Origin of the sequence: Antarctobacter aquimaris, assembly GCF_900184945.1 — a bacterium.
In the GTDB taxonomy this organism is placed as follows: domain Bacteria; phylum Pseudomonadota; class Alphaproteobacteria; order Rhodobacterales; family Rhodobacteraceae; genus Maliponia; species Maliponia aquimaris.
Window position 1 is genome coordinate 12,784 of record NZ_FXYF01000022.1, and the last position, 21,032, is coordinate 33,815.

The 21,032-nt window shown below is 67.2% G+C and carries 23 protein-coding genes; 8 read left to right on the forward strand and 15 right to left on the reverse strand.

All coding sequences use genetic code 11. The annotated features are described in order from the left end of the window. Positions 1–4 precede the first annotated feature (4 nt). Positions 5–697: an aspartate/glutamate racemase family protein gene (locus MAA8898_RS23520; protein ID WP_094023470.1), complete on the reverse strand. Its 693-nt coding sequence runs from the start codon at positions 695–697 to the stop codon at positions 5–7. Here MAA8898_RS23520 and MAA8898_RS23525 point away from each other — a divergent pair. The 5 genes from MAA8898_RS23525 to MAA8898_RS23545 all read left to right on the forward strand — a co-directional run bounded on the left by MAA8898_RS23525 (position 685) and on the right by MAA8898_RS23545 (position 6,038). Continuing rightward, a complete protein-coding gene (locus tag MAA8898_RS23525) occupies positions 685–2,034 on the forward strand; it encodes an FAD-dependent oxidoreductase (RefSeq protein ID WP_370738640.1) in 1,350 nt (449 codons plus the stop codon). The genes MAA8898_RS23520 and MAA8898_RS23525 overlap by 13 nt on opposite strands. 34 nt (positions 2,035–2,068) lie before the next feature. After that, positions 2,069–3,037, forward strand: coding sequence for a TRAP transporter substrate-binding protein (locus MAA8898_RS23530; RefSeq protein WP_094023472.1), 969 nt, complete (start codon positions 2,069–2,071; stop codon positions 3,035–3,037). Positions 3,038–3,103: 66 nt separating this feature from the next. Continuing rightward, positions 3,104–3,817 (forward strand): TRAP transporter small permease, encoded by a 714-nt coding sequence (locus MAA8898_RS23535; protein WP_094023473.1) that lies wholly within the window; start codon positions 3,104–3,106, stop codon positions 3,815–3,817. After that, complete coding sequence (locus MAA8898_RS23540) at positions 3,814–5,121, forward strand: TRAP transporter large permease (RefSeq protein WP_094023474.1); 1,308 nt, start codon at positions 3,814–3,816, stop codon at positions 5,119–5,121. The genes MAA8898_RS23535 and MAA8898_RS23540 overlap by 4 nt, the downstream gene beginning before the upstream one ends. Next, positions 5,121–6,038: a hypothetical protein gene (locus tag MAA8898_RS23545; protein ID WP_094023475.1), complete on the forward strand. Its 918-nt coding sequence runs from the start codon at positions 5,121–5,123 to the stop codon at positions 6,036–6,038. The genes MAA8898_RS23540 and MAA8898_RS23545 overlap by 1 nt, the downstream gene beginning before the upstream one ends. Before the next feature lie 48 nt (positions 6,039–6,086). On the opposite strand, the gene MAA8898_RS23550 is transcribed toward MAA8898_RS23545, so the two are convergent. Next, positions 6,087–6,686, reverse strand: a complete 600-nt coding sequence (locus tag MAA8898_RS23550) for a biotin transporter BioY (protein ID WP_094023476.1) — start codon at positions 6,684–6,686, stop codon at positions 6,087–6,089. Between the two features lie 308 nt (positions 6,687–6,994). Here MAA8898_RS23550 and MAA8898_RS23555 point away from each other — a divergent pair, with 308 nt between their 5' ends. Beyond that, positions 6,995–7,477, forward strand: coding sequence for a hypothetical protein (locus MAA8898_RS23555; protein WP_094023477.1), 483 nt, complete (start codon positions 6,995–6,997; stop codon positions 7,475–7,477). Here the strand turns inward: MAA8898_RS23555 and MAA8898_RS23560 are convergent. From MAA8898_RS23560 to MAA8898_RS23580, 5 genes are all read right to left on the reverse strand, one after another. Further along, complete coding sequence (locus tag MAA8898_RS23560) at positions 7,451–7,762, reverse strand: hypothetical protein (protein ID WP_094023478.1); 312 nt, start codon at positions 7,760–7,762, stop codon at positions 7,451–7,453. The two genes, MAA8898_RS23555 and MAA8898_RS23560, sit on opposite strands and share 27 nt — an antisense overlap. Positions 7,763–7,866: 104 nt before the next feature. Continuing rightward, the gene (locus tag MAA8898_RS23565; RefSeq protein ID WP_094023479.1) at positions 7,867–9,300 is read right to left on the reverse strand and encodes an NAD(P)(+) transhydrogenase (Re/Si-specific) subunit beta; all 1,434 of its coding nucleotides are present in this window, start codon (positions 9,298–9,300) and stop codon (positions 7,867–7,869) included. Positions 9,301–9,314: 14 nt separating this feature from the next. Beyond that, a complete protein-coding gene (locus MAA8898_RS23570) occupies positions 9,315–10,886 on the reverse strand; it encodes a Re/Si-specific NAD(P)(+) transhydrogenase subunit alpha (protein ID WP_094023511.1) in 1,572 nt (523 codons plus the stop codon). 131 nt (positions 10,887–11,017) lie between these two features. Continuing rightward, the gene (locus MAA8898_RS23575; protein WP_094023480.1) at positions 11,018–11,470 is read right to left on the reverse strand and encodes a methyltransferase family protein; all 453 of its coding nucleotides are present in this window, start codon (positions 11,468–11,470) and stop codon (positions 11,018–11,020) included. Positions 11,471–11,785: 315 nt separating this feature from the next. Further along, positions 11,786–12,745, reverse strand: a complete 960-nt coding sequence (locus tag MAA8898_RS23580) for an MBL fold metallo-hydrolase (protein WP_094023481.1) — start codon at positions 12,743–12,745, stop codon at positions 11,786–11,788. A 123-nt stretch (positions 12,746–12,868) separates the two neighbouring features. Here MAA8898_RS23580 and MAA8898_RS23585 point away from each other — a divergent pair, with 123 nt between their 5' ends. Continuing rightward, positions 12,869–13,618: an SDR family NAD(P)-dependent oxidoreductase gene (locus MAA8898_RS23585; protein ID WP_094023482.1), complete on the forward strand. Its 750-nt coding sequence runs from the start codon at positions 12,869–12,871 to the stop codon at positions 13,616–13,618. Positions 13,619–13,633: 15 nt separating this feature from the next. On the opposite strand, the gene MAA8898_RS23590 is transcribed toward MAA8898_RS23585, so the two are convergent. The 4 genes from MAA8898_RS23590 to MAA8898_RS23605 all read right to left on the reverse strand — a co-directional run bounded on the left by MAA8898_RS23590 (position 13,634) and on the right by MAA8898_RS23605 (position 17,654). Further along, positions 13,634–14,035 carry a DUF1499 domain-containing protein gene (locus MAA8898_RS23590; RefSeq protein ID WP_094023483.1) on the reverse strand — a complete coding sequence of 134 codons (402 nt, stop codon included), beginning with the start codon at positions 14,033–14,035 and terminating at the stop codon, positions 13,634–13,636. Positions 14,036–14,135: 100 nt separating this feature from the next. Continuing rightward, a complete protein-coding gene (speB, locus tag MAA8898_RS23595; protein WP_094023484.1) occupies positions 14,136–15,101 on the reverse strand; it encodes an agmatinase in 966 nt (321 codons plus the stop codon). A gap of 105 nt (positions 15,102–15,206) precedes the next feature. After that, positions 15,207–16,373, reverse strand: a complete 1,167-nt coding sequence (locus tag MAA8898_RS23600; protein WP_094023485.1) for a M20 aminoacylase family protein — start codon at positions 16,371–16,373, stop codon at positions 15,207–15,209. Between the two features lie 126 nt (positions 16,374–16,499). Next, the gene (locus tag MAA8898_RS23605; protein ID WP_094023486.1) at positions 16,500–17,654 is read right to left on the reverse strand and encodes a M20 aminoacylase family protein; all 1,155 of its coding nucleotides are present in this window, start codon (positions 17,652–17,654) and stop codon (positions 16,500–16,502) included. Between the two features lie 286 nt (positions 17,655–17,940). Here MAA8898_RS23605 and mazG point away from each other — a divergent pair, with 286 nt between their 5' ends. Then, positions 17,941–18,750 (forward strand): nucleoside triphosphate pyrophosphohydrolase, encoded by an 810-nt coding sequence (mazG, locus tag MAA8898_RS23610; RefSeq protein WP_094023487.1) that lies wholly within the window; start codon positions 17,941–17,943, stop codon positions 18,748–18,750. A gap of 536 nt (positions 18,751–19,286) precedes the next feature. On the opposite strand, the gene MAA8898_RS27135 is transcribed toward mazG, so the two are convergent. The 4 genes from MAA8898_RS27135 to fabG all read right to left on the reverse strand — a co-directional run bounded on the left by MAA8898_RS27135 (position 19,287) and on the right by fabG (position 20,983). After that, complete coding sequence (locus MAA8898_RS27135; RefSeq protein ID WP_281252915.1) at positions 19,287–19,421, reverse strand: hypothetical protein; 135 nt, start codon at positions 19,419–19,421, stop codon at positions 19,287–19,289. A 6-nt stretch (positions 19,422–19,427) separates the two neighbouring features. After that, positions 19,428–19,556, reverse strand: a complete 129-nt coding sequence (locus tag MAA8898_RS27140) for a hypothetical protein (RefSeq protein WP_281252916.1) — start codon at positions 19,554–19,556, stop codon at positions 19,428–19,430. A 238-nt stretch (positions 19,557–19,794) separates the two neighbouring features. Beyond that, a complete protein-coding gene (locus MAA8898_RS23615; protein WP_094023488.1) occupies positions 19,795–20,028 on the reverse strand; it encodes an acyl carrier protein in 234 nt (77 codons plus the stop codon). Between the two features lie 217 nt (positions 20,029–20,245). Next, entirely contained in the window at positions 20,246–20,983 is a 738-nt protein-coding gene (fabG, locus tag MAA8898_RS23620) for a 3-oxoacyl-ACP reductase FabG (RefSeq protein ID WP_094023489.1), read from the reverse strand. Positions 20,984–21,032: the final 49 nt, after the last annotated feature.

A 21,032-nucleotide genomic window follows, 5' to 3' on the forward strand; every position in this document is an offset into this window, starting at 1 on the left:
CGGGTCAGAACGCCGGCGGCTGCACCCCCATGTGCAGCCAGGACACGAAGGTCAGGATCGAGAACACCGGCAGCCCGGTGGCCGCCCGGATGTCCGCCGCGTAGGGCCCCATGTTGGTGCATTCCAGCACGATGGCCCCCAGGTCCGGATGATCCGCCCTGAGCGCGGTCGCCGCGTCCAGCAGGTCGGCCCGCGCCTTGACCACGTCCAGCTGTGCCTCATCGTCCAGGATGGCGCGGGTGAACTCCGACCCGCCCTCGGTGCTGCCGATGGGTGTGCCCTCGGGCACACCCGCCAGGGCCAGGTGGCGCGGCGACAGGGTGCTGGCCGAGATGGTGAGGATCCCCGCGCGCCGGCCCGGCGGCAGCAGGCGGTTCACGGTCTCCACCTGCAACAGCGCCGAGGTCAGCACCGGGACGGGCAGCGCGGCGGCCAGATCGTGCTGGAAGACCGACAGGAACCCGCAGGAGGTGGTGACCAGCACCGCGCCGTCGGTCACCAGCGCCTGCCCCGCCGCGATGAAGTCTGGCAGCAGCGCGGCCGGATCGCGCCGCACCACGCGGTCGGGCGAGGCGCGGGCCACCTTGCGCGTCAGGATCGGAAACGGCCAGGACGCCGGGTTGCCGATGTCGCCGGGGATGCGCGGAAACCGCGTGTCGAGCATCAGGATGCCGACCGGGGCGGGTGTCTGGGTCATGGGGTCTCCCTGCGCGCGGGGCGCATACGGCATCTTGCGCAGGGGGGCGTATCAGGTCCAGTCTCCGCCTGACACTCGGGGAGAGAAAGATGGCGGACCCTCAGCATGTTGCGGTGATCGGCGCGGGCATGGTCGGCGTCTCGACGGCGCTCTGGCTGCAACGGCGGGGCGTCCGGGTGACGCTGATCGACCGCGAAGGCCCGGCGGCGGGTGCCTCGCAGGGCAACGGCGGCGTGCTGGCCAGCATCGCGGTGGTGCCGGTGCCGGTGCCCGGGCTGCTGCGCAAGGCGCCGGGAATGCTGTTCGACCCGAACCAGCCGCTGTTCCTGAAATGGGGCTACCTGCCCCGCCTGCTGCCGTTCCTCGCCCGCTATCTGCCCTATGGCCGAGCCGACCGGGTAGAGCGCATCTCGCAAGGGCTGACCACGCTGCTGCACGACAGCCCGGACCAGCACGCGGCCCTGGCGGCGGGGACGGCGGCGGCGGAGTACATCCGGCCCGGCAGCTACGTCTACGGCTACGAGTCGCGCGCAGCCTATGAACAGGACGCCTTTGGCTGGGAGCTGAAGCGGCGGCGCGGCCTGCCCTTTCACGAGATGGACGCCGAGGCGCTGGCCGCCTTCGATCCCGCGCTGACGGGACGCTTTGGGTTCGGGGTGAATTGTACCGGGCTCGGGTTCATCACCGATCCCGGCGCCTATGTCCGCGCGCTGGCGGCCCATTTCACCGAGAGCGGCGGCACACAAGTCACCGCCACGGTCAGCGGCTTTCGCGCCGAGGGCGGCCGCGCCGTCGCGGCATTGACCGATCAGGGCGAGATCGCGGCGGATGGATTCGCGCTGACGCTGGGGGCCTGGTCGGGCGCCATCGCCCGTGACCTGGGCATCACCGTGCCGCTGGAAAGCGAGCGCGGCTACCACGTCGAGTTTCACGACCCCAACCTCACCCTGCGCGGGCCGGTCATGGTGGCGGCGGGCAAGTTCGTGGCGACCCCGATGCAGGGACGTTTGCGGGCGGCGGGCATCGTCGAATTCGGCGGGCTGAAGGCGACGCCCTCGCGCGCGCCCTTTGACCTGATGCGCCGCAGCGTGGCGCGGATCTTTCCCGACCTGACCTACAGCCACACGACGGAATGGATGGGCCACCGCCCGGCCACGGCAGATTCGCTGCCGGTCATCGGACCCGCGCCGCGCCTGCCGAATGTCTGGCTGGGCTACGGTCATCATCACGTGGGCTTGACGGGCGGGCCAAAAACGGGACGCTGGTTGGCGCAGATGATGACCGGCGCGACCGTGAACGAGGACCTGTCCCCGTACGCTGCCGACCGCCGGGTGTAGGACCTGCCGAAAAAGAAAACAGGGAGACAGAGAAATGAAGTTCACCACCCTCACCGCCGTAGCCGCGCTGACCCTTGGCGCCGCGACCGCCGCCAAGGCCGAAAGCTGGGACATGCCGATGGCCTATGCCGCCTCGAACTATCATTCGGAGTTCGGCGTGGTCTTTGCCGACAAGGTGCGCGACTACACCGGCGGCAGCATCGACATCACCGTGCACCCCGGCGGGTCGCTGTTCGGCGGCGGCGACATCAAGCGCGCGATCCAGACCGGCCAGGTGCCGATCGGTGAACGCCTGATGTCGAGCCACGCCAACGAGGACCCGCTGTTTGCCTGGGACAACCTGCCCTTCATCGCCTCCAGCTACGCCGACAACGAAAAGCTGTGGCAGGCGGCCAAGGGCGCGGTGGGCGAGGCGCTGGAAGGCCAGAACCTGGTCACGCTCTACACCTGCCCCTGGCCGGGACAGGGCTTCTACTTCAACAAGGAGGTGAACGGCTCCGCCGACACCCAGGGGGTCAAGTTCCGCTCCTACAACGCCGCCACCGCCACCATCGCGGAAAAGCTGGGCATGATCCCGGTGCAGGTCGAGGCCGCCGAACTGAGCCAGGCGCTGGCCACCGGCGTGGCCGAGGCCTTCATCTCGTCCGGGTCCACCGGCTATGACCGCAAGGTGTGGGAGCACCTGAGCCACTACTACAAGGTCAACGCCTGGCTGCCGCGCAACTACGTCATGGTGAACAAGGGCGTGTGGGACGGGCTGGACGCCGACACCCAGGCCGCCATCCAGAAGGCCGCCGACGAGACCGGCGCCGCCTGCGCCGCCAAATCCGAAGAGCTGGCCGACTGGTATCACGACCAGCTGGCCGAGAACGGCATGTCGGTGACCGAGGCCAGCCCCGAGTTCGTGGCCGAACTGAAGGAAATCGGCAGCGGCATGCTGAATGACTGGCTGGCCCAGACCGGCGACGCCGGTCAGGCGATCCTCGACGCCTACAACCAGTAAGCGCGGCCTGACCGCTCTCCCCGGTCCGCCCGTCGCGGGCCGGGGCACTTGTGCACGAGGACCGGCATGCGCGATTTCGGACCCTACCTGGGCCTGCCCCTGTGGCTGTGGCTCTTTGTCCTTCCGACCGTCACGGTGATCCTGGCGGGGCTGTTCCGCCAACAGGCCGAGCCGTTGCTGCGGCCGGTCTGGCGGCTGCTGGACCGGGTGTACCTGGCCGGCGGGATGATCGCCGCCGTGGGCATGATCACCATTCTGCTGCTGATCGTCGGGCAGATGATCGCGCGCTGGAGTTCGATCGCCTTTCCCGGCTCCACCGCCTATGCCGGTTACGCCATGGCGGCGACCTCGTTCTTTGCGCTGGCCTACACGCTGACGCGGGGCGGGCATATCCGGGTGTCGGTCTTTCTCAACATGAACCGGTTTACCGCCTTCTGGCTGGACGCCTTCGCCATGCTGATCGGCGCGCTGACGGCGACCTTCTTTGCCCGCTACGCGATCAAGGCGATCGGCTTTTCGGTCATGTTGAACGACCGCACCCAGGGCCAGGACAAGGTGCCGGAATGGCTGCTGGCGGCGGTGTCGATGCTGGGCACCTGGCCGTGGCACTGGGCCGAGGTCTGGGCGACACGCGGCACCGGCTGGGTCTTTACCCCTCTCTGGCTGCCGCAGTTGCCGATGGCGGTGGGCACCATCCTGCTGGCCCTGTGCCTGTGGGATCATCTTTCGCGGCTGGTCGTGACCGGGCAGACCGCCATCGTATCGGAGGCGGTGGAATGACCGAACTGGGCGCGACGCTGATCTTCCTGTTTGCGCTGTTCGCGCTGCTGGGCTCCTCCGTCTGGGTCGGCCTTGCGCTGATGGGGGTGGCCTGGATCGGGATGGAGTTGTTCACCACCCGCCCCGCCGGCGACGCCATGCTGACGACGATCTGGGCCTCGTCCTCCAGCTGGACGCTGACCGCCCTGCCGCTGTTCATCTGGATGGGCGAGATCCTGTACCGCACGCGCCTGTCCGAGGACATGTTCCGCGGCCTCGCGCCCTGGATGCGCGGCCTGCCCGGCGGGCTGCTGCACACCAACATCGCCGGTTGCACGGTCTTTGCCGCAGTCTCGGGGTCCTCTGCCGCGACGCTGACCACGGTGGGCAAGATGTCGATCCCGGAACTGCGCGCGCGCGGCTACCCGGAGTACATGATCATCGGCACGCTGGCGGGCGCGGCGACGCTGGGCCTGATGATCCCTCCCTCGCTGACGCTGATCGTCTACGGGGTGTCGATCAACGAATCGATCACCCAGCTGTTCATGGCCGGCATCCTGCCCGGCCTCGTGCTGGCGCTGTTGTTCATGAGCTACATCATCGGCTGGCACTACCTGCGCCCGCAAGAGCGCGCGGCGCGCGAACCAAAGATGTCGTTCGGCGAGATGCTGGCCGAAAGCCGCTTCCTGATCCCGGTGCTGTTGCTCGTCTTTGCGGTCATCGGCTCGATGTACTTCGGCTGGGCCACGGCGACCGAGGCGGCGGCGGTGGGCGTGATCGGCGCGCTGCTGCTGGCGGGGCTGCAAGGCTCGCTCAACAGCAGCACCTTTTTCGAGAGCCTGATGGGCGCCACGCGCACCTCGGCGATGATCGCGCTGATCCTGATGGGCGCGGCCTTCCTGTCGCTGGCGATGGGCTTTACCGGGCTGCCGCGGGCGCTGGCGGGCTGGATCGACAGGATGGAGCTGTCACCCATCACGCTGATCGCGGCGCTGACGGTGTTCTACATCATCCTCGGCATGTTCCTTGACGGCATCTCGTCCGTGGTGCTGACCATGGCCATCGTCGAGCCGATGATCCGCCAGGCCGGGATCGACGTGATCTGGTTCGGCATCTTCATCGTCGTGGTGGTGGAAATGGCGCAGGTGACGCCGCCCATCGGCTTCAACCTCTTCGTGTTGCAGGGCATGACCAACCACCAGATCGGCTACATCGCCAAGACGGCGGTGCCGATGGTGGGGCTGATGCTGGTCATGGTGGTGATCCTGGTGGTCTGGCCCGAGCTGGCCACCTGGCTGCCCGAAACGATCCGGCAACGCCCCTGATGGACCCGCTGATCCTGGCCGGGCGCCATGCCAAGTGGGTCATGGCCGGGGGCCTCGTGGTGGCGGCGCTGCTGCCGGGGCTGGCCAAATGGCTGTCGCACGGGCTGGTGCCGCTGATCATGATGCTGATGTTCCTCGGCGCGCTGCGGCTGAGCCCGGAGGAAACGGCGCGCATCCTGCACCGGCCGGGTCGGTCGGTGCGGCAGGCGCTGACGTTGCAACTGGCGATGCCGTTGTTGGCGGCGCTGGTGCTGACGTTGACCGGGCAGATCGTCCACCTCTGGGCGCTGGCGATGGTGCTGGTGCTCAGCGCGCCGTCGATCGTCTCCAGCCCGAACGTCGCGGCGCTGCTGGGGCTGGATTCGGCCACGGCAATGCGGCTGATGATCTGGGGCACCGCGCTGGTGCCGCTCAGTTCCCTGCCCGCGCTGGTGCTGCTGTTCGGCACCTCGGGCATCGGCCCCATCGTCTGGGCAGCGCTGCGGCTGGCGCTCATCATCGCGGTGGCGGGGGGCCTTGGCCTGCTGGTCCGCCGCGCGGTGATGCCAAGCCCGGGCGCGCGGACGTTGCAGCAGCTGGACGGGCTGTCGGCGCTGGCGCTGGGCGTCTTTGTCATCGGGCTGATGCCCGCGCTGCGCGACGACTTGGCCGACCGGCCGGGGGTGATCCTGGGCTGGATCACCTTTGCCTTTGTGCTGAACTACCTGTCGCAGATCGGCACCTGGTTCTGGCTGAAACGGCGCGGTGTGCGGGCCGAGGCCGGGGCCATCGCGCTGATCGCCGGGAATCGCAACCTCGCGCTGTTCTTTGCCGCGTTGTCGCCGCAGCAGGCCGCGCCCCTGCTGCCCTTCCTTGCGGCCTACCAATTCCCGATGTTCCTGACGCCGCTCTGCCTGGGCTGGCTCTACCGCAAATGAAAAGGCCGGGCGCGGGGCCCGGCCTTTCTGATGCGTTCCCGGAGAGGATCAGCCGCGCGCGCGGCCCACGGCCTTCCACGCCAGCGGCAGCAGCACGGCGGCCAGCGCCAGCTTGATCGCGTCGCCCAGCAGGAAAGGGGTCAGGCCCCAGGCCAGGATCGGCTTGTCCCACCCGTAGAGCATGCCCAGCCAGATCAGGCCCGGCACGTAGATCAGCGCGTTGCCGATCAGCAGGGCGCCGGCTATCTTCGGCGCGGTGCGGTCCCAGCCGGCGCGCGCCAAAAGGCCCAGCGCAACGGTGGCCGCCACGTAGCCCACGAGGTACCCGCCGGTGCCGCCCATCATGTATTCCAGCCCGACCTTCTCGGCCGAGGAGCCGGCGAAGACGTCATAGCCCAGCGCGCCGACGATCATGTAGCCAAGGATGGTCACCAGACCCAGGCGTGCGCCATAAGCCGCGCCGATGGTCAGCACCGCAAAGGTGCCCATGGTGATCGGGACCGGCCACATCGGCACCTTGATCTTGGCCGCCACGGCCAGCATCAGGATGCCGAAGGCCACCAGCGCCACCTGCTTGAGGCGCAGCGCCGCGCCCTCGTTGGCGCCAAAAGCCTCGACCAGCACGGAGCGGTTCATCGTCAGGTTCATGGGGTCCCCCCTTGTCATCTGTCTGCCCTGTCTGTTTTGCCCGACTTGCTGCGCCGCCGCAAGGGCGCTTTGAGAAGATGTGCAAAGTCAGCTAACCTCCTCATTTGCAAACCCTGAATGACGCCTCCCCAATCGACGCGGTCGCGCGGCACCCACCCCCCTTGGGGGCGACGCCGTTTGCCGCATCGGCGGACGTCATGTACCCTGGACACAAATAATTCCCCGGAGAAACCGCTTGATCGGGCAAAGGGGACCCGGTTCAGTACGGCTCCAAAGGTAAAGGCCGGTTTCCCGGCTGGAGGAACGCCATGTCCATCGACAGGTACTACATGCGCGACAGCTCTCTCGTCGTCTCGGTTTTTTCGGGCGTGATTTGCAGAACTTCAATCAGCCAACACCTGGCCTCCCATCTTGGCGATCCGCTGTACCGGCCCGACATGCACGAGATCGCCGATCTGAGCGATATCGAGGATTTGCAGCTGGATTTTGGCAACATGCGCAGCGTCGTGCGGGAAAAGAACACCTCGTATTCGTACCGCAAGACGGTCAGCGTCTACGCGCCGGGCGACCTGGCCTTTGGATATGCGCGGATCTATCAGAACCTGGCCGAAGCGGACGATGGCATACAGGCGGAAGTATACAGGACCGAAAAAGAGACGCTGGGGTTTCACGGCTTGTCCGACCCGTCCATCGGGTGCCTGATCGCGCGCTGCGTCGCACGCCACGCCGACGTCCTGCCGGACGCTGCGCACCGGCCGGCAGGGTTACAGGTGCCCAAGCCGGCCCAATAACCCCGGCATCTGCCGCAACAGGTCCAGCGCCATGTTGGCGTCACGCAGGCTGAGCGCTGCGACGGGCGTCTGCCACGCCTGCCCGCGCACCGCGCAGATGCGGAATTCACCGCTGTCCCGGTCCCCCGTGCCGTCGTCGAAATACCCGAAGGCCACCACCATCGGTCCCTTGGCATATTGGGCCAGATCCTCGGCCAGCGCCGAAGGGGCGAGCGGCTCCAGCGGCTTGACGATCTGCCATCCCGCCCCCCGGAACACCGAATTGATCTGAAGCGCCGGTTCCATACGCTGTCCCCCGATTGTTTCCCTGCAGACTAGAAAGGGCCCGCCGGTCCGGCGAGCCCTTGATTCTGTCAGCGTCGAATGGGTGGCGGAAACCCGCCACCGCCCTAGGAGATGCGGTTCAGGAGCTCGCCCAGTGATGCCTTGGCGTCACCGTAGAACATCCGCGTGTTGTCCTTGTAGAACAGCGGGTTCTCGATGCCCGAATAACCGGTGCCCTGGCCGCGCTTGGAGACGAAGACCTGCTTGGCCTTCCAGCACTCGAGGACCGGCATGCCCGCGATGGGCGAGTTTGGGTCCTCTTGGGCTGCCGGGTTCACGATGTCGTTCGAGCCGATGACGATGGCCACGTCGGTGTCCGGGAAATCCTCGTTGATCTCGTCCATTTCCATGACGATGTCGTACGGGACCTTTGCCTCGGCCAGCAGCACGTTCATGTGGCCCGGCAGGCGGCCGGCCACCGGGTGGATGGCGAAACGCACGTCCTTGCCCTTGGCGCGCAGGCGGCGGGTCAGTTCCGCCACGTTCTGCTGCGCCTGCGCCACCGCCATGCCGTAGCCCGGGATGATGATGATGCTGTCGGCCTCTTCCAGCGCCGAGGCGACGCCGTCGGCGTCGATGGCGATCTGCTCGCCGGTGACTTCCATCGCCGGTCCGCCGGTGCCGCCAAAGCCGCCCAGGATGACGCTGACGAACGACCGGTTCATCGCCTTGCACATGATGTACGACAGGATCGCACCCGAGGAACCGACCAGCGCGCCGACCACGATCAGGAGGTCATTGCCCAGGCTGAAGCCGATCGCCGCCGCCGCCCAGCCCGAGTAGCTGTTCAGCATCGAGACCACCACCGGCATGTCGGCGCCGCCGATGCCCATGATCAGGTGATAGCCGATGAACAGCGCCATGATCGTCAGGATCAGCAGCGGGAAGAAACCACCCGAGCCGAGATACCAGAACAGGCAGAGCGCCGAGATCAGCGCCGCGCCGGCGTTCAGCATGTGCCCGCCCGGCAGCTTGGTCGCGGCCGAGGTCAGCTTGCCCGCCAGCTTGCCGAAGGCGACGATCGAGCCGGTGAAGGTCACCGCACCGATCCAGATGCCCAGCGACAGTTCGACCCGCAGGATGTTCTGCTCGACGCCGGTCTTGTGCGCCAGAAGCTCGGCAAAGCCGTGCAGCGCCTGGCGCGCGGTGTCGTCCATGGCCATGACGCGGCCCAGTTCGAAGTGCGCGTTGTAGCCGACAAAGACCGCCGCGAGGCCGACCAGCGAGTGCATCGCGGCGACCAGCTGCGGCATCTCGGTCATCTGGACGCGCTTGGCGACGATGTAGCCGATCACGCCGCCTGCGGCGACGAGGATGACCGAAAGCACCCAGAGGCCGGAGCCCGGCCCGATCAGCGTGGCAAAGACCGCCAGCCCCATGCCGAAGATGCCGTACCAGACCGCGCGCTTGGCGCTTTCCTGGCCCGAGAGGCCGCCCAGCGACAAGATGAAGAGGACGGCTGCGACCACATAGGCCGCTGTCGTGAATCCGAAGTCCATAATTCCCTACCCCTTCACGATTTCTGGAACATGGCGAGCATGCGCCGCGTCACGAGGAAGCCGCCGAAGATGTTGATCCCGGCCATGAACACCGAGAGCGCGGCCAGCACGATCACCAGCCCGCTGCCCGAGCCGATCTGCATCAGCGCGCCCAGGATGATGATCGACGAAATGGCGTTGGTGATCGCCATCAGCGGGGTGTGCAACGAGTGGCTGACATTCCAGATCACCTGGAAGCCGACAAAGACCGACAGCACGAACACGATGAAGTGCTGCATGAAGCTGGCCGGGGCGACGAGGCCCACCAGCAGCAGGAGGCCGCCGCCGATCGTCAGCAGCGTGACCTGCTGCCGGGTCTGCGCCTTGAACGCGGCGATTTCCTTGGCGCGCTTTTCTTCCGGTGTCAGTTCCTTGGGCTTCTCGCGCTTGACCGCGGCGATGGCCTGGACCTTCGGCGGCGGCGGCGGAAAGGTGATCTCGCCCTGATAGGCGACGGTCGCGCCACGGATCACGTCGTCTTCCATGTTGTGGTTGACCTTGCCGTCCTTGGCGGGCGTCAGGTCGGTCAGCATGTGACGGATGTTGGTGGCGTACAGCGTCGAGGCCTGCGAGGCCATGCGCGACGGGAAGTCGGTGTAGCCGATGATGGTCACACCGTTCTCGGTCACCACCTTCTCGTCCTTGACGGTGCCTTCGACGTTGCCGCCGCGTTCGGCCGCGAGGTCGATGATCACCGAGCCGGGCTTCATCGCCTTGACCATGTCCTCGAGCCACAGCTTGGGCGCGGGGCGGTTGGGGATCAGCGCGGTGGTGATGACGATGTCCATCTCCGGGGCGAGTTCGCGGAACTTCTTCAGCTGTGCTTCGCGGAATTCCGGGCTGGAGACCGAAGCATAGCCGCCGGTGGCCGCGCCGTCCTGCTGCTCTTCCTTGAAATCGAGGTAGACGAACTCGGCGCCCATCGACTCGACCTGTTCGGCCACCTCGGGACGCACGTCAAAGGCGTAGGTGATGGCGCCCAGCGAGGTCGAGGTGCCGATTGCGGCCAGACCCGCGACACCGGCGCCGACCACCAGCACCTTGGCCGGGGGCACCTTGCCCGCCGCCGTGATCTGCCCGGTGAAGAATCGGCCAAAGTTGTTGCCCGCCTCGATCACCGCGCGGTAGCCGGCGATGTTGGCCATCGACGACAGCGCGTCCATCTTCTGCGCGCGGCTGATCCGCGGCACCATCTCCATGGCGATGACGTTGGCGCCCTTCTCCTTGGCCTTGTCCAGGCCTTCCTGGTTGCCGCCCGGGTTGAAGAAGGTGATCAGCGTCTTTTCAGGCGACAGGTGGTCCAGCTCGTCCAGCGTGGGAATGCGGACCTTGGCGATGATGTCCGACTGCGCCCAGAGATCGGCGGCGGACTCTGCCACGGTGACGCCCGCGGCCTGGTAGTCGGCATCGGAAAAGCCCGCTTTCTTGCCGGCGCCGGTTTCGATGAGGCACTCGTAGCCCAGCTTCTGGAGCTGGCGCGCCGAGTCCGGAGTCATCGCGACGCGATTTTCCCCGGCCTCGACCTCCATTGGTGTCCCGATTTTCACGTTTCTCATCCCCCTTATTCAGGAATTCCGTGCCCGATGCCCTGACGGCACCGACTTGGCGATGGGTCTACAGGGCTGACCTAAGCCCGACAACCTCGACGAGCGGTTCTAAACCACAGCTTTGGAGGTTTTCAAAGCCATCTTCGCGTTTGTTGCGAGTACCGCGCGAATTCGGCAACAAACTTGCGCCGCAACCGCGCTTCTTCCGGCTCTATGAAGCGTTTTTCGATCACCCAGACAAAGACCGGCACAAGCGCGAGCGCCAACACCGCGTCCCAGTACAGGATCATCCCCAGCAGGATCATCGAATCGCCCAGGTAGATCGGGTTGCGCGTGCGCTTGAAGATGCCGCTGGTCACCAGCCGATCGGCCTCCATGTGCGGAACGACCGTGGTGCGGTGGCGGCGCATCTCGTAGATGGCCAGCGCAAGCAGGATCAGCCCGCCGCCCACCAGAAGGCCGCCCAGCAGGTCCGCCCAGACCGGGCCAAAGCCCAGCCCGAACCCGTACCGCGTCTTCTGCACCCATGCGAGCGCAAGCGCTCCGGCCAGCCAGACCGGCGGCATGTCGATCCATTTCAGCATCTGCGCGGCTTCCTGCTTCTTTGGTTTTCAAAATACCTCGGGGGAGGCGCCCCGCAAGGGGCGGCGGGGGCAGCGCCCCCCTCTCCCGAAACCGTTCAGGCCACGCTGTCCGGGGCTTGCGCCTTCACCGTTCTCACCCGGAATGGCACCGCGTGGGCCAGTGATCTTTCGCTGCGCGAAAGACACCCTTGCCCACCGGCCGCGCAAGACGGAGCTTGCGTTGAGCCTGAGCACCCGGAATTGCACCGTGTGGGCTGGTGACCTTTGCTTTGCAAAGGCACCTTTGCCCACCGGAATGACTTCGCCTTCGCGAAGTCATTCCCACTCCATCTCCTCGAAGACGCGGCCGGCGTTCTTGGTCGCCAGTTCCTCGAAGGTGTCCAGGTGCGCCCACTGCGACTGGTCGACGTAGTAGGCTCCGGCCAGGTCGCCGCCATCGTCGATATGCACCCGGATCTTCTCCCGCAGGTCCTTGAGGTAGTCCGTGGTATAGCGCGTCACCTGCGCCATGTTGGTCGGATGTCCATGGCCCGGGATCACGTAGGTCGCGCCCAGCCCGGTGAAGGGGCCGTCAAAGGTCTCGATCCAGCAACTGGTGCAGGTGTCGCCAAAGATCGGCGGCATCCGCTCGTGAAAGGCGATGTCACCGGCGATCACGATGCCCCATTGCGGGATCCAGACCTGCGTGTCGCCCGGCCCGTGCGCGGGCCCCAGGTGCAGGACGTGGAAATCGACCCCGCCCAGGGTAAAGGCGTATTCGTCCTCGAACGACATGTTGGGCACCACGACGCGCGTGCCCTCGGCCTTGTCCTGGTTATAGCCGCGCATCCCTTGCAAGATGAAATCGCCGTTGGTCTCGATCTCCTCGATGGCCTCCACGTGGGCCAGGATATCGACCCCCAGGTCGGCCCAGTAGGAATTGCCGAGGATCGCGTGCCCCTGGCCGTTCTCGTTGATCACCAGCTTGACCGGCAAATCGGTGACAGCCTTGATCTCGTCGTGCAGCGCGGCCGCCAGGCGGGCAGAGGCACCGCCATTGATGACCACCACGCCTTCGTCGGTCACGACAAAGCTCAGGTTGTTGTTGTGGCCCGAGTTCTCGTAGGTCGGCGGCGCGGTCGCGCCGATCGCCGAAAAGACATGCGGGATCACCTCGTAGGGTTTGTCGTAAAGCTCGGATTGCGGGTATTTGTCGGCGATGTCCTCGCTGGCCTGTACCGCCACGGTGGCGGCAAGGACAAGCGCGAGACCCGGAACCAGGGAAATGCGTGTCATGGAGTTCCTCCCAGAAAAACAGGGACATATTCGCATGCGTGAATAGCATTGCCAAGCGGCCTTCGCGGACCACTTGTCACAGCCCGCCGCGCCTGTAGGCTGCGGACAACACGGGAGGGTTTCATGCTGGACGGAAAACACGCGCTGGTCACCGGCGGCGGAAGCGGCATCGGTCTTGCCATCGCGCGGGCGCTGGCGGCCGAGGGCGCCACGGTCACGATCACCGGGCGCAACGTCGACCGGCTGGAGGCGGCGCGCGGGCCGCACATCTTTCCGCTGTCGATGGACGTGATGGACGAAACCTCGGTCTGCCACGGCGTCGCCGAGGCGGTGGCCGAGCGCGGGCCGATCCAGATCTGCGTGCCCAACGCCGGCATCGCCGAGGGCCGCGCGCTGCTCAAGACCGACATGGCCTTCTGGCGGACGATGATGGCGACGAACCTCGACGGTGCCTTCCTGACGATCCGCGAATGCCTGCGCTCGATGTCCGGCACGGACTGGGGCCGGGTGATCGCGGTGTCCTCGATCGCCGGGCTGCGCGGGCTGAAAGGCGCGCCGACCTATACCGCGTCGAAACACGCGCTGATCGGGCTGATCCGGGGGCTGGCGGCGGACTACGCGAAAAAGCCCTACACCTTCAACGCGCTCTGCCCGGCCTACGTGGACACCGACATCGTCACCAACAACGTCGGCTCGATCATGGAGCGCACCGGCTGGTCCGAGGCCGAGGCCCGCGCCGTCATGGTGGACGTCAACCCGCATGGCCGCCTGATCGCGCCCGAGGAAGTGGCGCAGGCCGCAGTCTGGCTCTGCCACCCGAATTCGGCCAGCGTCAATGGCCAGGCGATCCAGATCGCCGGCGGCGAGGTCTGAGCGCCCCGCCCGCCCTCACTCCTGTCCCAGTTCGCCCAGCCAGCCTTCGACCCGCGCGCGATTCACGCCCATGTCGGACTGGCCGAAACGCGCCCGCGCCCAGAGTTCCAGCACCTCGCCGCTATCCTTGACCGTGGTGTAATCGGGAAAGCCCATCCACCTGGAGCGGGTGATGTAGGTCACCAGCCCTTCGGCGGGGCTGCCGGCCAGCACCTCGGTGCGCGGGGTGGCCAGGACGATGGCGTTCAGGCGGTCAAACACGCCCTCGCCGCCCGGAATGCGCCGCCGCACCCCGTCGGCCAGGTCCTGGTCGGCGGTGACCTTCGGATCGACGTGCCAGCGCGCCGGGTCCGAAGGTGCCAGACGGATCCAGGCCAGGCCGGCGGCGGCAAGCAGGACAACGATCAGCAAGAGCATGCGCAAGGGGAACCTCTTTCAGCCGGGGCGGGACATGGACCGGGCATGCCATGCCCGGCCCCGATTCTGAAAGCCAAGGTATCGCAAGAGCGCCGCGCGCTCATCCCTTGCGCCGGGTCCAGCCCCAGAGGCAGAGGATTTCCGTCGCCACATGGGCGGCAGCGATGGCCGTGGCCCCCGTGGTGTCGAACGGCGGCGAGACCTCGACCACGTCGCCGCCCTTGAGGTCGATGCCCGCAAGGTGGCGCAGGATCACCGCCGCCTGGTGGCTGCTGAGCCCGCCCCAGACCGGCGTCCCGGTGCCGGGCGCAAAGGCCGGGTCCAGCGCGTCGATGTCGAAGGTCAGGTAGCAGGGCCGCTGGCCCACGATCTCGTGCACCCGTTCAGCCACCCACTCCGGTCCGTTGCGGTGGACGGCGCGGGCGTCGAGGATGTTGAAGCCGTGGGTGTCGGGATTGTCGGTGCGGATGCCGATCTGGACCGACCGCTCGGGGTCGACGAACCCCAGCTTGGCCGCCTTGTAGAGAAAGGTGCCGTGGTCGATGCGGGTCATGTCGTCATCGGTCCAGGTGTCGGAATGCGCGTCGAACTGGATCACGCTGAGCGGGCCGTGCCGTTCGGCATGGGCCTTCAGGCAGCCGAAGGTCACCGAATGGTCGCCGCCCAGCACGACACAGGCCGCGCCCGCATCGAGGATTCCGCCCACGTGGTCGGTGATCCGGTCCCAGACCTCGGCCGGGCGGGCATAGTCAAAGGGCATGTCGCCATAGTCGGCGATGGCGAATTCGCTCAGAACGTCATAGCCCCAGCCGTAGGGCGCGTCGCAGGGTTGCAGCAGGGAAGCCTCGCGGATCGCCCTCGGCCCCAGCCGGGTGCCGGGCCGGTTGGTCACCGCCTGGTCAAAGGGCAGCCCGGTCACGGCGACATCCACCCCGGCCAGGTCCTTGGTGTACTTGCGGCGCAGGAAGGAGGCGGCGCCGGCAAAGACGTTCTCGAACGAGGACCCCTTGAGGTCGGTCCGGGTGAAGGCGTGGTCGATCTGCTGCTTGGCGTCTTCGAGACTCATGGATCAGGTCCTTGTGGAAACGGGGCAAGGGGGCGCTGCCCCCTCTTGGCCTGCGGCCAATTCACCCCCGGGATATTTCTGGCCAGAAGAAACACGGGGCGCCGGTCAGCCAGGCAGCGGCAGCGCCTTTTCGACGAGGCGGGCAAAGAAGCTGGCCCCCACGGGGGCGATGGCGTCGTTGAAGTCGTACTGCGGGTGGTGGCAGACCGGCGTATCGCCCTGACCGAGGAAGAGATAGGCGCCCGGCCGCGCCTCGAGCATGTAGGCGAAATCCTCGCCCGGCATGATCGGCGGGCAGTCGATCGACACGGCGTCGGCGCCGACCACCTCTTCGGCCACAGAGGCTGCGAATTCCGCCTGCGCGGGGTGGTTGACGGTGGGCGGGTAGCCCTCGGCGTAGTCGAGCGTGGCGGTCATGCCAAAGCTCCTGGCCTGGTATTCGGCGATCTCGGCCATGCGCTCCTTGACCACTGCCTGCACCGCCTTGTCGTAGTAACGGACCGTGCCGTTCAGCATGGCGCTGTCGGGCACGATGTTCATGGCCGATCCGGTGTGGATCTGCGTCACGCTGACCACCGCCCGGTCCAGCGCGTCGATGTTGCGGCTGACGATGGTCTGCAGCGCCTGCACCATGGCGGCGGCGCAGACCACCGGGTCGCGGGTCTGGAAGGGCACCGCGCCATGGCCGCCGCGGCCCTTGATGTGGATGGTGAATTCGTCCACGCCGGCCAGCAGCGCGCCGCGGTTGGTCAACAGGTGGCCCACCGGCTGGCCGGGCGAGTTGTGGATGCCGTAGACCTCGTCGATGGCAAAGCGGTCCATCATGCCCTCTTCGACCATGATGCGCCCGCCGCCCTCGTTCTCTTCGGCCGGCTGGAAGATCAGCGCGACGCGACCCGAGAAATTGCGCGTCTCGGCCAGGTATTTCGCGGCGCCCAGCAGCATGGTGGTGTGGCCATCATGGCCGCAGGTGTGCGCCATGCCCCGTACGGTCGAGGCGTGCTCGGTGCCCGACAGGTCCTGCATCGGCAGCGCGTCCATGTCGGCGCGCAAGCCGATGGTCTTGCCCGGGGCGCGGCCCTCGACGATGGCGACGACGCCGGTGCGGGCAAGGCCGGTGTGGATCTCGGTGATGCCGAAGCTCTTGAGCTTGTCCACCACGAAGGCCGCCGTCTTGTGGCACTCCAACCCCAGTTCCGGGTGCTGGTGCAGGTGCCGCCGCCAGGCGGTCATCTCCGGTTCGAGCGCGGCAATGGAATTCACGATGGGCATGGCACAGTCTCCTTTGCGCGCAGACTGCCTTTTCGGACAGGCGAAGGAAAGGGCCCAAGCCGACGGCGGACTGATGGCGCGCGCCCCTGTTTCTTCTCTGGATAAATACCCCTGAAACGCCGGATGTCAGCGGGCGTGCCGTGTTTCGATCAGCCGGGAAAAGAAGCTGGCGCCATAGGGCGCGGCGGCGTCGTTAAAGTCGAAGGCCGGGTGGTGCACCGACGGCCCGATTCCCTGGCCCAGGAACAGGAAGGCGCCGGGGCGCTTTTCCAGCATGTAGGAGAAATCCTCGGCCCCCATTTCCGGCGGCAGATCCTCGATCACGTCCGGCGACACCTCGCGCGCGACGGCGGCGGCAAAGCCGGTCTGTGCGGCGTGGTTGATGGTGGAGGGGTAGTTGCGCCGGTAGTCGAGGTCGACCGTCACCCCGTAGGAGGCCGCCTGCCCCGCCACGATCTCGGCGATGCGCCGTTCGGCCATGTCGCGCACCTCCGGTGTCAGGCTGCGCACGGTGCCGGCAAGGCGGACGCTCTCGGGGATGATGTTGAAGGCGGTACCGCCGTGGATCATGGTCAGCGAGACGACCAGCGATCCCAGCGGGTCGGCGTTGCGCGAGACGACCGTTTGCAGCGCCTGACCGATGGCCAGCGCGCAGGGCATCGGGTCGACACAGGCATGCGGGTAGGCGGCGTGCCCGCCCTTGCCCTTCACCACCATCTCGAAATCGTCCACCGCGGCCATGATCGGCCCCGGGCAGGTTCGGAACTCGCCCAGCGTGCCAAAGGGATCGGTGTGCAGGGCATAGACCTCCTCGATGCCGAAGCGCTCCATGATGCCTTCCTCGACCATGATGCGGCCGCCACCGATGGTTTCCTCGGCCGGCTGGAAGATCAGCACGGCGCGGCCGGTAAAGCGGCGCGTCTCGCACAGGTACTTGGCCGCGCCCAGCAGCATCGCGGTATGGCCGTCGTGACCGCAGGCGTGCATCCGGCCCGGCACCGTGCTGGCCCAGGGCGCGCCCGTCTCCTCTGTCATCGGCAGCGCGTCCATGTCGGCGCGCAGGCCCGTCACCGGCCCCGGCCCCTGCCCCGCGATCACGGCGACCAGGCCGCTGGTGGCGATGCCCTCGTGGATCTCGTCGACACCGAAACCCCGCAGCCTTTCGGCGACAAAGCGCGCCGTCTCGTGGCAGTCGAGGCTCAGTTCGGGGTGCCTGTGCAGGTGACGGCGCCAGCCGGCCATCTCGTCGGCCATGTCGGCAATGGAATTGATGATCGGCATCTGAATCGTCCTCGCGGTTCGCATTGCGCCCTGGTGCGGGCAGCATGGATAGGACCGGGCGGCAGGGCAGCCTCCGGGTCAAACACAGGCTCGAGATAGGTCGACGCCCTGCCTCGCGCAATCCGCCCCGGACCGTGCGACCCGAGAAACCCGGATGCCACCCGGGCCGGCCCCGCCCTTGTCTTGCGCGACACGACCCGCAGGACCCGCGACGACGCCCGCCGCCGCTGGACTCCGGCGGCGGGTTCCTGCATCCCTGTGCCCCGACGCAAGGGAGCATGGCGCGATGAGCGACGATCTGATCCACGACCCGAACGGCGGCATGCCGCGCCTGCTGGAGATCATGCGCCGGCTGCGTGATCCCGAAGGGGGATGCCCCTGGGACCTGGAACAGGACTTTGCCAGCATCGCGCCCTACACCATCGAAGAGGCCTACGAGGTCGCCGACGCGATCGAGCGCGAGGCCTGGGACGAACTGAAGGGCGAGCTGGGCGACCTGCTGTTCCAGTCGGTCTTTCACGCGCAGATGGCGACGGAGGCGGGGCTGTTCACCTTCGACGAGGTGGCGGATGGGATGTCCGACAAGATGGTGGCGCGGCATCCGCATGTCTTTGGCGACGAGAGCCGCGACAAGTCGGCCGAGCAGCAGACCCGCGACTGGGAAGCGATCAAGGCGACCGAGCGCGCCGAAAAGGCGCAGCAGGGCGTGCTGGACGGCGTCGCGCAGGGGCTGCCGGCGCTGCTGCGGGCGGTGAAATTGCAAAAGCGCGCGGCGCGGGTGGGCTTTGACTGGCCCAGCACCGACGAGGTCATGGACAAGCTGCGCGAGGAAATGGACGAGCTGCGCCAGGCACCCGACGACGCGGCGCGGTTCGAGGAATTCGGCGACCTGCTGTTCGTCATGGCCAACCTGGGCCGGCACATGGGGATCGACCCGGAGGCCGCGCTGCGGGCCGCGAACGCCAAGTTCACCCGACGGTTCCGGTCGATCGAGGCGGCGCTGGCCGCCCAGGGGCGGCGCCCCGAGGACAGCGACCTGGCCGAGATGGACGCGCTGTGGGACGCAGCCAAGGCGGCGGAAAAGGCGGCGGGCTGAGCGAGGGGACTCGTCCTGGCGGCCGATGAAGGCAAGCAGGGCCTCGGGGTGATCGGTGAGCCCCGACAACCCCTGGTCGAGGATCGCCCGCCAAGGCGCCGGATCGCCCCTTTCGACCAGCGCGAAATCCTCGCCCAATGCCCAGCCCGAGATCACCACCGCCAGGTCCAACGCCCTTGCCCGGGCAAGCACCTCGGGGGTCGCTTCGCGGGACTTCAGCATGACCATCTTCGGGTGAGGCCCCAGCTGCGCCGCGACCGCATCTAGATCGGACAGGACATCGCGCGACCGCTGCAGCGCCACCCCCACGCCCAGACTCGTCGCCTCGACCAGCGCACGCAGTTTGCTCTGGTCGGTGCCCGGATCATGGAGCTGGAACAGTCCGCGTCATGCCCTGCCGGGGCGGCCGCAAGACTGTCCACCTCATAGGTCTTGAGACCAAGGCTGACCAGCATCCCTCCCCCGACGAGATCGAGCGCCGCGCCAAGCGTCGGCACCGGGTGGGCCACGCCGTCCGGGCCGGGCCCGAGCCGCAGCTAGCGGATAACCGCAAGCCGGTCGTTGCGGATGAAATCCTTGCCGCCCCGCGCCGCACGTGTCCGCCCCCCGGGCGGCCCCGCCGGAAAGACCGTTTCGGCATCGGTCATCCGGTTCAGCATTTGGTCGCGCATCGGGACCTACTGCCCGTCCGTGGTCAGCTGCGGATTGACCTGCACCCCGTCGATGCCAGGCACGATGCCGGGGTGGGTCCAGGGCAACGCGTTTTCCGGGAACCCGCCCAGCACCGCGCCGCGATGCGCCGGCACAAGGGGCGGTAGGCCGTCGACGGGGGCCGCTCGGCCAGCGCCACGAGTGCGAAGACCGATCCCATCAGGGCCCTTCTCGACATCATGGTCCGGGCTCTCCCCGCGAACCGCCAAGACCAGCCCTCAGCCTGCCGAAGCGCGAAGACCCGGACCTTGATGCGGGTCAAGGTCGCACCGCACAAATGAAAACGGCGCGCCGGGGGCACGCCGTTCCTGTCTGGTCGTCCGACGGGGACGCTTATTGTGCGTCGGTGATGAACTTCACCGCATCGCCGAAGGTCTGGATGGTTTCGGCCGCGTCGTCCGGGATCTCGATGCCGAACTCTTCCTCGAAGGCCATGACCAGTTCCACGGTGTCAAGGCTGTCAGCGCCGAGATCGTCGATGAACGAGGCCGATTCCGTCACCTTCTCTTCTTCAACGCTCAGGTGCTCGACCACAATCTTCTTAACCCGATCTGCGATGTCGCTCATGTCTGTTCCTCACAAGTCTGTCGGACCCTTCGGCCCATTTTGCCCTGCCCCGCGGCGTGGCGTCTGGTGCCCTCACGGGCGGCTCGATCTCCCGGCCCTCCGGGCGCACCGGCGGCCCGCAACGCGGGCAACCGGCTGGAATCTGCGCGGCCTATAGCACAGGCGGCGGTGATGGCAAACGCTTTCCCATGCTGCACTGCAACAGCCGCTTTGCCTGTCAAAGCATGGCCATGCCGCCATTGATGTGCAACGTGGTGCCGGTGACATAGGCCGCCTCGGGGCTGGCCAGGTAGAGCACGCCGGCGGCAATCTCCTCCGGGCTGCCCATGCGCCCCGTGGGGATCTGGGTCAGGATCGCGGATTTCTGGTCATCGGTCAGCTTGTCGGTCATCGCCGTCTCGATGAAGCCGGGGGCGATGGCGTTCACGGTGATGCCGCGGCTGGCGACCTCGTAGGCCAGCGACTTGGACATGCCGACCATGCCGGCCTTGGCGGCGGCATAGTTGCCCTGCCCCGGGTTGCCCGTCGCGCCCACCACCGAGGAGATGTTCACGATGCGACCCCAGCGCGCCTTCATCATGCCGCGCAGCACGCCCTTGCAGAGGCGGAAGGTCGAGGTGAGGTTCACGTCGATGACGCTCTGCCACTCGTCGTCCGACATCCGCATGAAGAGGTTGTCGCGGGTGATGCCGGCGTTGTTGACCAGGATGTCGACGCTGCCCATCGCCTCGGCGGCCTGCTTGGGCAGCGCGGTGACGGCCTCGGCATCGCCCAGGTTGCAGGGCAGGACGTGGGCGCGGTCGCCCAGGGCGGCGGCCAGTTCCTCGAGCGGCGCAACCCGGGTGCCCGACAGGCCCACGGTGGCCCCCGCGCCGTGCAGCGCCCTGGCGATGGACCCGCCAATGCCGCCCGACGCGCCGGTGATCAGGGCGGTCTTTCCCGTCAGATCGAACATTGTCCTCGTTCTCCTCTCGCGGTGCAAATTCCGTGTGCGGAATTTGCAA

What these genes read in the sequence shown, in the direction of transcription:
- MAA8898_RS23520 (WP_094023470.1), bottom strand. Translation starts at nt 697, where the DNA reads ATGACCCAGACACCCGCCCCGGTCGGCATCCTGATGCTCGACACGCGG.
- MAA8898_RS23530 (WP_094023472.1), top strand. Translation starts at nt 2,069, where the DNA reads ATGAAGTTCACCACCCTCACCGCCGTAGCCGCGCTGACCCTTGGCGCC.
- MAA8898_RS23535 (WP_094023473.1), top strand. Translation starts at nt 3,104, where the DNA reads ATGCGCGATTTCGGACCCTACCTGGGCCTGCCCCTGTGGCTGTGGCTC.
- MAA8898_RS23540 (WP_094023474.1), top strand. Translation starts at nt 3,814, where the DNA reads ATGACCGAACTGGGCGCGACGCTGATCTTCCTGTTTGCGCTGTTCGCG.
- MAA8898_RS23545 (WP_094023475.1), top strand. Translation starts at nt 5,121, where the DNA reads ATGGACCCGCTGATCCTGGCCGGGCGCCATGCCAAGTGGGTCATGGCC.
- MAA8898_RS23550 (WP_094023476.1), bottom strand. Translation starts at nt 6,686, where the DNA reads ATGAACCTGACGATGAACCGCTCCGTGCTGGTCGAGGCTTTTGGCGCC.
- MAA8898_RS23555 (WP_094023477.1), top strand. Translation starts at nt 6,995, where the DNA reads ATGTCCATCGACAGGTACTACATGCGCGACAGCTCTCTCGTCGTCTCG.
- MAA8898_RS23560 (WP_094023478.1), bottom strand. Translation starts at nt 7,762, where the DNA reads ATGGAACCGGCGCTTCAGATCAATTCGGTGTTCCGGGGGGCGGGATGG.
- MAA8898_RS23565 (WP_094023479.1), bottom strand. Translation starts at nt 9,300, where the DNA reads ATGGACTTCGGATTCACGACAGCGGCCTATGTGGTCGCAGCCGTCCTC.
- MAA8898_RS23575 (WP_094023480.1), bottom strand. Translation starts at nt 11,470, where the DNA reads ATGCTGAAATGGATCGACATGCCGCCGGTCTGGCTGGCCGGAGCGCTT.
- MAA8898_RS23580 (WP_094023481.1), bottom strand. Translation starts at nt 12,745, where the DNA reads ATGACACGCATTTCCCTGGTTCCGGGTCTCGCGCTTGTCCTTGCCGCC.
- MAA8898_RS23585 (WP_094023482.1), top strand. Translation starts at nt 12,869, where the DNA reads ATGCTGGACGGAAAACACGCGCTGGTCACCGGCGGCGGAAGCGGCATC.
- MAA8898_RS23590 (WP_094023483.1), bottom strand. Translation starts at nt 14,035, where the DNA reads ATGCTCTTGCTGATCGTTGTCCTGCTTGCCGCCGCCGGCCTGGCCTGG.
- speB (WP_094023484.1), bottom strand. Translation starts at nt 15,101, where the DNA reads ATGAGTCTCGAAGACGCCAAGCAGCAGATCGACCACGCCTTCACCCGG.
- MAA8898_RS23600 (WP_094023485.1), bottom strand. Translation starts at nt 16,373, where the DNA reads ATGCCCATCGTGAATTCCATTGCCGCGCTCGAACCGGAGATGACCGCC.
- MAA8898_RS23605 (WP_094023486.1), bottom strand. Translation starts at nt 17,654, where the DNA reads ATGCCGATCATCAATTCCATTGCCGACATGGCCGACGAGATGGCCGGC.
- mazG (WP_094023487.1), top strand. Translation starts at nt 17,941, where the DNA reads ATGAGCGACGATCTGATCCACGACCCGAACGGCGGCATGCCGCGCCTG.
- MAA8898_RS27135 (WP_281252915.1), bottom strand. Translation starts at nt 19,421, where the DNA reads ATGCGCGACCAAATGCTGAACCGGATGACCGATGCCGAAACGGTCTTT.
- MAA8898_RS23615 (WP_094023488.1), bottom strand. Translation starts at nt 20,028, where the DNA reads ATGAGCGACATCGCAGATCGGGTTAAGAAGATTGTGGTCGAGCACCTG.
- fabG (WP_094023489.1), bottom strand. Translation starts at nt 20,983, where the DNA reads ATGTTCGATCTGACGGGAAAGACCGCCCTGATCACCGGCGCGTCGGGC.